Genomic DNA, 14,327 nt, shown 5'->3' with positions numbered 1-14,327 from the left:
AGTTTAATTATCTGGTACCCATAATTCATATGGGTACCTTGTGAGGTGCAGTTCATGGTAAATGTAGTTATAGATTTTAGTGGAAAATTCTCTGGTTTTATATTATTTAAAAGCTTCTTTTATAAGCTAGAGAACAAAGGAAGCATGTTTTTTGCCAATGATCCTGCTACTGTGGACGATGTAGGCTTGGATATGGAAGGGATCAAAGAAAGAATAAACTCCTTTCTATTTAATAAAGGATCTAATAAATGGAATATGACATTAATTGTTGATAGGGGCCAACAGGTTGAGGAGCCTTTAGAGGCTTCTCTCTCAAATATTATAAATACTTCAAAGAGAGAGATTATAGAAAAGCTTTCTGATAAATTTCCTTTTAATACTCTCTATGTTTTAATTGTAGACTCTGCAGGAAGGGACGGCTATGGCAAAGGAGTAAGTGAGGGAATAAAGCTGTCAAGAGATATTGATACTGATGGGTATGTGCAGGATACCTATGGATTAATTGATGAAGAGGTATTTTTTTCAGAAGCTCATTTGATTAGGATGGGTGAGGATTGGGAGTCTATTAAAAAGAGCCATCCTATAAATAATCAGGGTAGAATAGATAATTCTACTTATCTGCTTCAAGAAGTTATTGAGAGATTTAATAATGATTACTTTATTCCAATAATTAATGAGCTTAAAAAGAAAAATGATAGTTTTTTTCTCTGGTATAAAGCTGCTTTAGAAAAGAGTCAGAATGAATTTATAAACAGCTTTAAGGATTCTATTAATAGATCAAATGACTATATAGATAGAATAGAAAATCCAGTAGAAATATTAAAGCAATGCTTTAAAAGTCATATTGCTTTAGCAGGGAACAGGAATACTATAATACTCCGTATGGATTTTGATAACCATTTGTCAGATATTAGCTATGACACGGCTAAATACAGATATCTTTTAGAGGTTATATCAGTACTTATACTAATATCTGAGAAGGATATGAAAAAAATCCTTCCAGGAAATGATATAACAAGGAAGGCAAATTGGCGGATTAAAGGTAGTTTTCAAGAGGATAAGCTATCTCAGCTTTTTTATTCTTATCTAACAAAGCTAAAAAAAGAAAATGAGAAATTGGGTAGATATACTGTAGCTGATATAGAATATGAGGAGTACACTCCTATTACCTTTAATCCATCTATGGTTATGGAGAAGCCAAAGATAAGTGAAGTGCCACAGTTTTCAAGTTATTATGGAGAAAAGGATGAATATAAAATTAAAGTATTTGCTGATAATTTATACAAAAGATATAAGTATGCTTTAGACCATTCTCAGAAAAGAATGAGGGAACTATCTGCATCCCTGAGAATACAGAAAGAAGGAAGCACCGGTGAAATAACAAAGAAAGCAGGAGTTTTAGAGGTAGAGTATATTGTAAAAGAATATGAAAGAAAGATACTAGAGCAACAGAAGAAATTGATAAATTTCAGAGAAAATATAGAATTGGAGGACAAAACTTCAATTAAGAAAAAGTATTATGACTTTGTTGAAAAAGCTAAGGATATATCTATGCAGAGGCCCAAAAAAGAAGAAGTAAGGAATATAATCCTTTTAATTTCTGCAGCTGCATTTTTGGTTTATCCTCTCTGGTATAGATATGTATCTTTTAATTATCAAAGTTTACTCTTTGCTCTAATAATTAATATATCACTACCGATTCTTGCCTTGCTTGTTGCAAATAGTAAGGGGAAGAAAGTAAAGATAGAGCTGGAGGCTTGTGTTGCTTACATAGTGAATGATAGTGAGAAAATTATTGAAAGGCTTTATGAGGGAGATAAAAATGTTTCTAAGTACATAAATGATATTTATAATCTCATGATGATGAAAAAATACGTTTCCTCCTGCAGGGAAAAGCTTGATGCTGCTAACAAGAAGATCACCCGTTTTAATTATCATAAAAAAATGCTCGATGAGCACATAGAGCTTGGGGAGATTGTCATTGATAAGCTGAAAATTCATAAGCCTAAGGAATACTTAGATATGGAAAAGCTTAATCTTGTCTTAGATTTTAGCTGTGAAAATAATCAGGTTTATTGCCCTTTAGAATACACAGATTTATATCAGGGGGTAAGCAGTAGAATAAATATTAATAATCAGGCAGAGCAAAAGCTTAATCTGCCTATCCTTGGATACATTGATAAATTTATTCTAATAGACGATAAGGAGTATAGCCATGATTAGTTTAGTTATAGCCTTATTAACCACTGCAGGTATTATTCTCACTGGATACGGTGTAAGAGGGCTTTTTACAAAGATTGCTGTAAGAAAAGAAAAGAGGTATAAGGAAAAAATAATAATAATCATAATGGGGTTAACCTTCTTACTCATAGCTCTATTTAATGGGATATTTACTTTATGGGCATTCTATAATGAGGATATGAAAAAGGTTTATGACTTTTTTAATGATTCTAGGGTAACAAGACTCTCTTGTCTAGGGATAATACTTCTCTGGTTAATAGTTAAGTATATTTATGCTCATATCGTTAATAAGAAGGATGATAATGTAATAGGTATCAATGAGAGGTTGCCTTATCTTTATTATTATAAAGCATTAAGCTCCCATGCTCAGGAAAAAGAAGCTGAAAAAGGCTATGGATATATTGTGAAAAGTGCAGTAACCTACAACAAAATTTTAAAGGCCTTGGGTAGCTTTATTGTCTGGTTCAGTGGATTATATAGTGGTGTACAAGCATATTTTTCTTTGACAGATAATAATATTAACTTAAACTATATACCTATCACAGCCATGTGCTTAATTGCATTTTTAGCTGAAGTAGCAGCATACATGGATGGTTCTGTAGAAGAGGAAAAGCTTGATGCTAAAAGAGCTGCAGAGAAATCAGACAGGAATATAGCATGGGTAGATTTATCTGATGAGTATGAGTCTATATGGAAGGATAAGCTTCTGGCATCTTATCGAATTTATGGGAAATCAAAAAAGATATATGTAAAAGATGATAAGCTTAAGGGAAATCATTATAGTAGAGAAATAGCTGATTTTATTACTAGTAAGGATGGAAATAGCAGTAATTTCTCTAACGGAAGGATTATATCTCAGATATTATCAGGAAAAAATCTCATAATTGAAAGTGAGATAGTCATTAACTATACTGAGGCTTTATATCCAGTTATCAATATTTTATTTGCAGCTAATAAGAAGCTGATTTTTCTCTGTGATAGTCAGTACACAGTAAATAAGTGTTCTGAGTGGCTTAATGATCTACAGCTTAAGAAGGACCATGGATCTATAGTGGTGGAAACTCTTTCCTACGATGAGATAGAAAAGGAAGCGAAGCTTGATAGTAATATCGATATTTATATTACTACTGTGGAGCTGGCTTTAAAAGGAAAGATAAATTATGAGGATATAGATGTAGTTTTAGGTATAAATACAGATAGAATTCTCTCTGCAGAGGCTTTAAATCTAACGATTTTATCATCTATATTTAAAAGTAATAGAACTCAGGACATGCAGTATATACTTTTCAGTAAAAGAGTTAATGGCTTAGAACAGGCAATTTCTAATGTTTTTATGAACCTTGATTTTCATTATATTGTAGAAGAAGATGGATTAGATAGAGCTGTTACAATTAACTTTTGGTCCAGTGAACGAGGATGGCTTCAAAGTAACATTATTTCAGGATACGGAGCTTCTTTTATGGGACAGCTTATACCCTTATCAATGCCAGCCCTGAGAAGAGAGCTTTATGGAGTGGGAATTATAACCTCTAAGGAAGCGTATTTAGATGAACTTAACAGTGTATATAAATCACAGCCTATGATGAAGAGATACATGCATCATAAAGAAATAGTAAATATTGATGAAGGTATAGATTTCTACGAAAATGGTAACTTTGTAGCTATAAAGGATAATGACTTGCTTATATTAGAAGATAAAGATAAGAATGTGGGTTCCTGTGCTTATAATTGGTCAGGACAAGGGAAGAAAAATCTATTCGTTAACATAGTTTCTCCACAATATTTATTGAGAGATTATTTTATTGATAATATTGACTTTTTCCTGGGAAATAGTGAAGCTTCGGGAGCTATAATGCCCGTACAACATAATAATATAAAGCTTGCTGTATTTAGAATAATCAGTGAGCTATGTAGAGGTATGGAAGAGGAAAAGCTTCTAATAAACCTAAATAGGTTGGGCATTGATACAGATTCTACTAATAGCAACATAAATAAAATAATTATTAAGGCTCTTAATAAGCTTACACAAGAGGCTTTCAGCGTTAATATATCATTTGACATATATTTAAAAGTGTACAATGAAAGTGATGATTGGCAGAAGGAAATATTTGAAAGTAAGAGATATTATAAGCTTTTAAGCTCCGTTATAAATGAGCTTCCTCAAAGGCTCTTCAAGAATCTTAAATTTATTGATTCGGAAAAGAGAAATAAGGTTATTAATACTATACCAGCCTATGAGCTTTATCAAAATTATCTTGAGGGGCAATATATAACAATTGGTGGCAGGTATTACCTCATAGAAAGAATAGATTTTGATAAAGCTGTAGTAGAGGTTAGCTATTCCACTCTGCTCAATAATTTCTTTTATAGACAAAAACGAATTGTATCAGTAGGCATAAATAGCTTGGAGGATAATGAGCCGCCTTCATATTCCATAAGAGACAGTGAGTTCTCTCAGAATATATATAGAGGAGAAATAACCATAGATACTGAGGGCTACTATCAGTTTTCCAATAGAATTACCTTTGGTGATGGTGAATATTCTTATAGAGAAATAAACAGAAGAAAAAGAGGTCTTAAAAGGAACTACCGAAATGGTAATATTTTAGAGTGGAAAATAACCAGTGATAGAATTAAATCAAATAGCGTAGTGGATAATTTTAATCTATCCTTTACATTTAGTCTGCTGCTTAACGAAATTTTTGAGACTCTATTCCCAGAAGTAAATCAATATATTATAGCTCGTTCTGTTATTAAGAATAAAGAGGTAATACATAGAGAAGCAGAGATAATCCATATGTATGAGCCTATTATTTGCCAGGATGCGAAAGAGGATGCGATAACTATATTTATCCTTGAGGATACTGAATTGGAAAAAGGGATAACAAAAACAATAGTCAATAATATGAATAGCATCATAAGACTTCTATTCGATTATCTGTTGTGGCTTACAGATACGAGTAATACTGCTGAAAATCACGATAGATGGATTATAACAGGTACAGATGATTCTATAAAAGTCAGTCCTGTGGATAAATATAATTTTTTGAGATATGGACTGGATAAAATTCCTGAGTATATAATTCCTGAGAAATTATTAGAATGTCTAAAAGAAGTCGTAACAAAGGATATTTATACCTTCAGTAACCATAGAATTGATTTTGTAAATAAGAGAAGCTCGCCAATAGATCTTGACTCAGAATCATCAAATAGAAATACAGATTCATCTATTAAAAAGTCTGCATCAGAGTACAGTTATATTGAAGAAAAGGAAGTTACAAAAGAGAATATCCAAGAGGAAAAAGTAGAATCTGTACATAGTGCTGAGAAAGAGAAAAAAGCAGAAGCTGAGTCAATAAACAAAGGGAAAGAAGAGCATATAGAGGACATTAAAGATGATGCAGTGACCGAGGACAAAACTGAAGTGACAGAGAGTAACCCTGAAATAGAAAGCAAAGAGGATTTGGCAGAAAAAGCTGAGACATCGAGTAATGAAAAAGTAGTTACCAAGGATAATAAGGTTAAGAAATCTGTGAAGAAAATTAAGAAGAAACAGTTATAAAAGGATAGAAAGATATTATTTTAGGTGGAATCAGCGTTATAGCTGGTTCCATTTATTATTTAAATAGAATACCAAAATGATAAACAAATAATATAAAAAATAATTCTGTCATATGTTTAAGGTGACAAATCTAAATTACATTTAATTGAAAACGAGTGCAAAGTTTACTATTATTAAATTAGAAGGTAAGACTGGCCGGTCAATCTCCCTATGTATATGGATTTTTAACCATTATTTTATTTTAAATGGAGGGACGATATGAACAGTAAAGCAAAATCTAAATCAAATGTTCAAGGTTTTGGAAATTTTTTAAGTGGTATGATAATGCCAAACATTGGGGCTATTATTGCCTGGGGCTTAATAACTACCTTATTTATTGGTACTGGGTGGCTACCAAATAAAGAGTTAGAGTCTATGGTATCTCCTATGCTTACCTATATAATACCTGGCTTAATAGCTTATCAGGGTGGAAAGCTTGTAGGAGGAAATCGTGGTGCTGTCATGGGAATTATTGCAGCTACAGGTGTTATTGTTGGCTCCGACTATGTAATGTTCCTTGGAGCAATGATAATAGGTCCCGTAGCTGGTTGGGTTATTAAAAAATTCGATGAAGCAGTAGAAGGTAAGGTTAAGGCTGGTTTTGAAATGCTAGTTAATAACTTTTCTATTGGAATTCTCGGTATGATACTTGCTATTATAGGATATTATTTGGTTGGCCCTTTTATGGGAGCTATATTATCTGTATTAGACAGTGGCGTACAGTTTATGGTAAAGAACAGTATACTTCCTCTTGTAGCTATCTTTGTTGAGCCTGCTAAGGTGTTATTCTTGAATAATGCTATTAATCATGGTGTCTTTACCCCTCTTGCAGTAGATCAGGTAGCTGAGGCAGGAAAATCAATAATGTATTTAATTGAGACAAATCCTGGTCCAGGCTTAGGAGTTCTACTTGCATACTGGATGTTTTCTAAGGACAAGGTAACAAAGACCTCTGCTCCAGGAGCGATAATTATACACTTCTTTGGCGGTATTCATGAGATTTATTTCCCTTATATATTGATGAATCCTATACTTTTACTATCTACTATTGGTGGTTCCTTAGCAGCCTTGTTATATTATACTATATTCAATCTTGGTCTTGCTGGTCCAGCTTCACCTGGAAGCATTCTTGCATACCTTGGTATGGCACCTAAAGGGTCAACCATAGCAGTGCTTTTCGGAGCAGTAATAGCAGCAGCTGTATCCTTTGTTATTTCAATACCTCTTATTAAGAGGGCTAATAAAAAATCATCAAATCTTGAGGATGCTACAATGAAGATTAAGGAAATGAAGGCAGAATCAAAAGGACTAGGGAATACTCCTATTAATAAGATAATTTTTGCTTGTGATGCTGGTATGGGCTCCAGTGCTATGGGAGCAACAGTGCTCAAGAAAAAGCTCAAGGAAGCAGGACTATCTGAAATTGAAGTTGAACATGCTTCTGTTTCTGAGATTCCTAAGGATGCTAAGCTAGTAGTAGTTCACAAGGATTTAGCTGAAAGGGCTGCTAAATCAGCACCAGAGGCAAAGCTTGTGACTATAACTAACTTTATGGCAGCTCCAGAGTATGACATGGTAGTTGATGACCTGAAAAAGTTATATAGTCAGATCCATTAATTGATATTAATCTCCAGGGTCACTGTAGGGAAGGCTTAATTAGCTACCTATGTGGCTCTGGGGAAAAGTTAAGGGGGAGTGGATATGGAGCTTTCGCCCCGTGAAAAGCACATTTTACAGGTAATGCTTGATGGGGAAGGTATAATGTATGTCAAAGAGATTGCGGAAAAGCTTAAGGTAAGCAGGCGTACAGTTCTCAGAGAACTAAATAATATTGGAGCTAATCTTATAGATTTTAATATATCTCTAGAAAAAAGACAGGGACAGGGTATATGGCTTCAGGGAAACCAAGGAGATAAAGAGAAGCTTAGGAAGATCCTTGAGAACACTGATCTGGTGGATTACACTGACAAGGAGCTTAGGAGAAAGTATATTATATGTGAGCTTCTCAAGACTAAAGAGCCTCAGAAGCTTTATTATTTTAGTCATACCATGGCTGTAAGTGATGGTACTGTTAGCTCAGATCTAGAAGGAGTAGCGGAGTGGTTTTACGATACTGGTGTAAAGCTCATAAGAAGACATGGCTATGGGATAAATCTTCAGGGAAGGGAAAAGGAAATAAGAAAAGCCGTTAAAAAGCTTTTTTCTGAAGAAGTAAGCAATGATGAACTCAATAAGCTTATTAGCAATAATAATGAAGCTTACAGAGAGAGTTTAAGCTTAAATGATTCTGCAAGAGGAATATATAGCCTTATAAGCCCACATACGCTAATTACCATTGCTGAAGTTTTACAGAATATAGTTAATCCTAAATTAAGGCTAATGACAGATATAAGTTATTTTGCCATCATTGTGCATATCTCTGTGGCAGTGACTAGGATTCTTAGTGGCAATTCTATAAAAGAGTCTATAGAAGAGCTAAGACCAGAGGAGGATTACCTGGTTACTGAGGAGATAATTTTAGCTCTGGAAAGGAAGTTTAATATAAAACTTTCAAAGGGAGAATATGCTTACATTTTTATGGAGATACGTGGAGCAAAGCTGAAGCTTCCCAAAGAGGAGTCGAGGATTAACCTGGATATTAGCTATGATAAGATTCCTGATCTTGTGGATTCAATGATAGATGCCTTTGATGAAAGTCTTGCTTTTAATTTAAAGTATGATCATGATTTTATAACAGGTTTAATCTGTCATCTTGAACCAACTATGTATAGATTGAGTAGGGATATGATGATATACAATCCTATGCTTTCAGAAATAAAAATGCATTATCAGGATTGTTTTGAAAAAAGCAGAAGGGTTGCCAGAGTTCTGGAGGATTTTTTGGGAGTAGCTGTAAATGATCATGAGGTAGGCTATCTTGCAATTCACTTTGGTGCTGCATTGGAGAGAATGAAGAGCGCAAGTGAGCTGGATAGAAAGCTTGATGTAGGGATTGTATGTGAAAGCGGCATTGGTCTTGCTAGACTAATGCAGGTGAAGCTGGAAAGCTATTTGAAAAAAGAAGCTAATCTTTATGTTTTTTCTCGAGAGGATATTGACCGTGAGACTCGTGAAAAAGTCGATTTTTTTATAAGCAGCATTAACCTTGAGGATCTTGAGGTAGATTATATAAGTGTTAGTCCTTTCTTAAGTGAAGAGGATTATAAAAATATAAAAAGCAAAATGAAAGCCTGCAGTAGAAAAGCTAAAAAGCAGCAGAAAAGACGAAGCCTAAGGAATACTGAGGAAATAAATTATATTGCTCTGCAGATAGATGCAATACTGAATAAATTTGAACTCATAAAGGTTAATGAAGCTATTTCCTTTAACGGTCTCACGGAATATATCTGTGATACCATTGCAGTGAACAAAGAGAAAGCCGCAATAATATATAGAGACATTCAAGCTCGTGAGAGACTTTTGACCCAGATCTTTGAAGAGGAAAGATTTGCGCTTCTTCACTGCAGAACAAAGGGGGTATCCAATAGTAGCTTTTATATATTTAATCCTGAACAGGGTGAATCCTTTACAGATTCCTATATGAAGGGAATTAGAAGTGTAATAGTTATGCTTATGCCGGAAAGTCAGCATAATGATATCAATATGAAGCTTCTGGGAAGTGTTAGTAGTTCTTTGATAAGTGATGAAAGCTTTTTAAGTAATATTTTTCAAGGTAATGAATTAGTCATAAGGAACCAGCTGGGAGATATTCTCGGTGATTATTTTGAGAGGTTCCTAAATCAATGAAAGGGATAGGGTGAATATGGAGCAGATTCTAAAGGAGAAGAATATTTTCATAAACTGCAAAGAGGAAGATAAAGAAGCTATAATCAGGAGAATTGGTGAGATATTCTATAGGGAAGGATGTACTACTGAAAAGTACACCGCCGCCATGCTGGAAAAAGAGTCTCTTATGAACACCTATATAGGCAATTCCATTGCAATTCCTCATGGTATTGAGAGTTCAAGAGGAGAGGTGCTGAAATCCTGCATAGTTGTTATGATATTCCCTGAAGGGACTGATTGGAACGGTGAAAAAGCAAAAATAGTTATTGGTATAGCGGGAACTGGCAATGACCATATAAATATATTATCTAATATAGCTTGTGTGTTAAGTGATGAAGAGGCAGTAAGCAGGGTTATAGAAAGCGATAGAGCTACTGTTATGAAAATATTTGGCTGTAATGATTAGGTCATTATAAGTATCTAATGGAACTGGTAATCATTGAAAAATTATAATCAGCCTATAGGGCATCAGGAGGGAGAACTTATGAAAACAAAAGCAGTTAGAATGTATGGTGCTGACGATTTGCGCCTGGAGGAATTTGAATTGCCAGAAATAAAGGATGATGAGATCCTTGTGAGAATAATCACAGATAGCATATGTATGTCTAGCTACAAGCTGGTGAAGCAGGGGAAGAAGCATAAGAGAGCTCCACAAAATATTGACACTAATCCTATAATAATAGGTCATGAATTTGCAGGAGTAATTGAGAAGGTTGGTAAGAAATGGGCTGGTCAATTTAAAGCAGGACAAAAATTTGCCCAGCAGCCTGCCCTAAATTATAAAGGCAGTCTTGCTTCACCAGGGTATTCCTATGAATTTTTTGGAGGAGCTTGTACTTATTGTATAATACCCAATGAAGTTATGGAGCTAGGTTGTCTTTTAAACTATAATGGGGATAGTTTTTTTGAGGCTTCCTTAGCTGAGCCAATGAGCTGCGTAATAGGTGGTTATAATGCTAATTATCATACTAATAAACAGAACTACAACCATTCCATGGGGGTTAAGAAGGATGGAAATATAATAATTCTTGGAGGCTGTGGTCCTATGGGATTAGGGGCTATAAGCTATGGCCTATGTATTGAAAATAAGCCAAAAAGAATCGTTGTTACGGATATTGATGACGCCAAATTGAACAGGGCAAAAGAGATGATTACTCCACTAGAGGCGGCTGAAAAGGGAGTTGAGCTAATTTATGTGAATACCTCCACTATGGAAGACCCTTATAAGGAGCTGATAGCACTTACAGGGGGGCATGGCTATGACGATGTCTTTGTATATATACCAGTAAAGCAGGTGGCAGAGCTGGGAGATAAGCTGTTGGCCTTTGACGGATGCATGAATTTTTTCGCTGGCCCTACAAATAGTGACTTTAAGGCCGAAATCAATCTGTATAACTGCCATTATACTAGTACTCACATAATTGGTACTACTGGAGGTAACACCGATGATCTTATAGAGGCTCTTAACCTTTCAGAAAGGAAAGCCATAGAACCTGCGGTTATGGTGACACATATCGGTGGTATTGATTCTGTAGCAGAGACTACCCTTAACCTTCCGGAAATTCCAGGAGGAAAGAAGCTTATTTATACTCAGATAGAGCTTCCTTTAACAGCAATTGATGATTTCGAAAGCTTAGGTAAAACAGAACCCTTATTCAAAAAGCTCTCTGAAAGCTGTAAGGCTCATAAGGGATTGTGGAATGCTGATGCAGAGAATATTCTATTTAATCACTTTGGAATAAGCTATTAATTGAAAATTTTAATTATTGACAAAATTTTATAAACACTTATAATATATTAATATAGATTTGCTTAGGAAGGAGATAACCGCATGTTTAATTATGATTGTATGCAATGTAATAGTTATTATGCCGATGATGCTAAGTGTGCACCGGTTTCTTCCTATGCAAATAATTTTAGTTGTGCAGCTGTGGACGCTATCCTTATGATAGTGTCCATTTTTGTTGTTGCTTTAATTAGCCTGATTTCTATTAGTATTTCTACTGGTATTCTAATAATACTTTTAGTCATACTGGATAATATCAAAGCTGGAAAGCAATCAACGAATTTAGCTATAGTTCACTTTATCCCGTTAATGTGATACATTAGTTATCCGTGGTCTTGCTTTACAGCAAGGCCACTTTTTTTATTGTTTTTTTAATGGGTGAAGAGATACATAATAAAAAAGTAGATTTATAACGAAAGGAGTGAATATAAAAAGAATAATGGAGGAAATAGAAATAAATGTAAAAATATAAGGGAAAGGTTGTGTGAAAGAATGGCATATGATAAATTAGCAAATTTTTATTAAATACGAAAATATTTTAACGTTTTCATAGAAAAAACATTAGAAAAGTAAGAATAATTATAATTTAGTGTATATTTTTTATTGACTTTAAATATCAAAAGGGTTTATGATTGTTAAAAGAGAAACGCAACATTTTATTCAGAATTTTAAAGGGGATGAAACTATGAAAAAAATACTTAGTTTAATGCTAGCGGCTACTATGGCTTGTACTGTATTAGTTGGATGCTCTAATGCAGATTCTAAGAATAATGATGACAGTTCAAAGGGCAGCTCAGACACGTTCCAAATCGGGGGTATAGGACCAATTACAGGAGATGCTGCTATTTATGGACAGGCTGTAAAAAACGGTGCAGAGATAGCTATTGAAGAAATCAATGCTGATGGAGGGGTCAATGGTTATAAATTACAGTTTGACTTCCAGGACGATGAAAATGATGCTGAGAAATCAATAAATGCTTATAATACCTTAAAGGACAATGGTATGGATATTCTTCTAGGAACTGTTACCTCTACTCCTAGTATAGCTGTTGCGGACAAGACTCATGCTGATAATATATTCCAGCTAACACCTTCTGGTTCAGCAGTTGAAATTGTTCAAAATGATAATGTATTTAGAGTTTGCTTCTCAGATCCTAACCAAGGTATAGGAGCTGCAGCCTATATAGGACAGCACAAGCTAGCCACTAAAGTAGCTGTAATCTATGACAGCTCCAGTGTGTACTCCAGTGGTATATATGAGAAATTCACTGCTGAGGCTAAGAATCAAAATCTAGAAATAGTATCTGCTGAAGCCTTTACTTCTGAAAGCAACAAGGATTTTTCTGTTCAGCTTCAAAAAGCTAAGGATTCCGGTGCTGAGCTTGTATTCCTACCAATATACTACTCAGAGGCTTCTTTAATACTTACTCAAGCTGGTGCCATGGATTATTCACCAATATTCTTTGGCTGTGATGGCTTAGACGGTATTCTTGGAGTTAAAAATTTCGATACTTCATTAGCAGAAGGAACTATGCTACTTACTCCTTTTGCAGCGGATGCAGAGGATGAATTAACTAAGAGCTTCGTAGCAAGCTATAAAGAAAAGTTTGATGAAGTTCCAAATCAATTTGCTGCTGATGCCTATGATGGCGTTTATATTATAGCTGCAGCTATAGAGAAGGCTGGAGTTACTCCAGAAATGACACCATCTGAGATATGTGATGGATTAAAAGTTGCTATGACAGAGATCACTATAGATGGTTTAACTGGCTTACAAATGACTTGGGATGCTAGTGGAGAACCAAATAAGGCTCCAAAGGCTGTAAAAATAGTAGACGGTGCATATAAGGCAGCAGAATAATAGTTTATTTATATAATCACTTAGTTATACACAAACCATAGAGGGGTTTTACGCCCCCCTCTATCGTTTGTTTTTATGTTTATATAGCGGTAAATGAATTGATTTTTGTAAAGAGGTGTATTATGAGCTTTATATCCTATTTATTAAATGGAGTAAGCCTTGGCAGTGTTTATGCAATCATTGCCTTGGGTTATACAATGGTATACGGAATTGCCAAGATGCTTAATTTTGCTCATGGTGATGTAATTATGATCGGCAGCTATGTATGTTTCATAGCTTTAGGTTCCATGGGGGTGAATCCTATAGCTTCCGTGGTTCTTTCTGTTATCATTTGTACTGTTCTTGGAATTACTATTGAACGTGTTGCCTATAAGCCTTTAAGAAAGGCCCCTAAGCTAGCAGTGCTTATCACTGCTATTGGTGTCAGCTATTTTCTTCAGAATGCTGCTCTTTTAAAATTTGGACCAGATACTAAATCCTTTACTTCCGTGGTTTCCTTACCAGCCTTGAAGCTAGCAGGAGGTAAATTAACTATCACAGGGGTTACCTTAGTAACAATTATTGCCTGTATTATTATTATGATAGGTCTTAGCTTATTTATAAATAAAACGAAGTCTGGACAGGCCATGCTGGCGGTTTCTGAGGATCAAGGTGCTTCACTTCTTATGGGTATTAATGTAAATACTACCATAGCTCTTACCTTTGCCATAGGCTCAGCTTTAGCAGCTATAGCTGGTGTGCTTTTATGCTCAGCTTATCCTTCTCTCAATCCCTATACTGGTGCAATGCCTGGAATTAAAGCTTTTGTAGCAGCGGTTTTTGGAGGAATTGGTTCTGTACCTGGAGCCTTTATAGGTGGAATACTTCTGGGAGTAATTGAGATATTAGCTAAGGCGTATATTTCTTCACAGCTATCCGATGCCATAGTATTTAGTGTTTTAATCATAGTGCTTTTAATCAAGCCTACTGGAATATTAGGTAAGAAAATGCAGGAGAAGGTGTAGGTGAAATCA

Annotated in this window: 9 protein-coding genes; all 9 read left to right on the top strand. The window is 34.8% G+C overall.

What is annotated here, in order from left to right; genetic code table 11:
* The first annotated feature begins 54 nt into the window (after positions 1-54).
* The 9 genes from ACPWSR_RS02115 to ACPWSR_RS02075 all read left to right on the top strand — a co-directional run bounded on the left by ACPWSR_RS02115 (position 55) and on the right by ACPWSR_RS02075 (position 14,318).
* Positions 55-2,223, top strand: a complete 2,169-nt coding sequence (locus ACPWSR_RS02115) for a hypothetical protein (protein ID WP_426350047.1) — start codon at positions 55-57, stop codon at positions 2,221-2,223.
* Complete coding sequence (locus ACPWSR_RS02110; RefSeq protein WP_426350046.1) at positions 2,216-5,803, top strand: hypothetical protein; 3,588 nt, start codon at positions 2,216-2,218, stop codon at positions 5,801-5,803. Before ACPWSR_RS02115 ends, ACPWSR_RS02110 begins: the two co-directional genes overlap by 8 nt.
* 258 nt (positions 5,804-6,061) lie before the next feature.
* Positions 6,062-7,459, top strand: a complete 1,398-nt coding sequence (locus tag ACPWSR_RS02105; protein WP_426350045.1) for a PTS mannitol transporter subunit IICB — start codon at positions 6,062-6,064, stop codon at positions 7,457-7,459.
* 84 nt (positions 7,460-7,543) lie between these two features.
* Complete coding sequence (locus tag ACPWSR_RS02100; RefSeq protein WP_426350044.1) at positions 7,544-9,628, top strand: PRD domain-containing protein; 2,085 nt, start codon at positions 7,544-7,546, stop codon at positions 9,626-9,628.
* A 16-nt stretch (positions 9,629-9,644) separates the two neighbouring features.
* Positions 9,645-10,073 (top strand): PTS sugar transporter subunit IIA, encoded by a 429-nt coding sequence (locus tag ACPWSR_RS02095; protein WP_426350043.1) that lies wholly within the window; start codon positions 9,645-9,647, stop codon positions 10,071-10,073.
* 78 nt (positions 10,074-10,151) lie between these two features.
* Positions 10,152-11,417 (top strand): zinc-binding dehydrogenase, encoded by a 1,266-nt coding sequence (locus ACPWSR_RS02090; RefSeq protein ID WP_426350042.1) that lies wholly within the window; start codon positions 10,152-10,154, stop codon positions 11,415-11,417.
* Between the two features lie 99 nt (positions 11,418-11,516).
* On the top strand, positions 11,517-11,768 hold the full coding sequence (locus ACPWSR_RS02085; protein ID WP_426350041.1) for a hypothetical protein: 252 nt from the start codon (positions 11,517-11,519) through the stop codon (positions 11,766-11,768).
* A gap of 370 nt (positions 11,769-12,138) precedes the next feature.
* Positions 12,139-13,314 carry an ABC transporter substrate-binding protein gene (locus tag ACPWSR_RS02080; protein ID WP_426350040.1) on the top strand — a complete coding sequence of 392 codons (1,176 nt, stop codon included), beginning with the start codon at positions 12,139-12,141 and terminating at the stop codon, positions 13,312-13,314.
* A 122-nt stretch (positions 13,315-13,436) separates the two neighbouring features.
* Complete coding sequence (locus tag ACPWSR_RS02075) at positions 13,437-14,318, top strand: branched-chain amino acid ABC transporter permease (RefSeq protein WP_426350039.1); 882 nt, start codon at positions 13,437-13,439, stop codon at positions 14,316-14,318.
* The last annotated feature ends 9 nt before the right edge of the window (positions 14,319-14,327 follow it).

The sequence above is a fragment of the Alloiococcus sp. CFN-8 genome, assembly GCF_049943125.1.
Classification (GTDB): domain Bacteria; phylum Bacillota; class Clostridia; order Clostridiales; family Clostridiaceae; genus JAEXZL01.
This window is presented reverse-complemented; position numbering and strand designations above follow the sequence as displayed.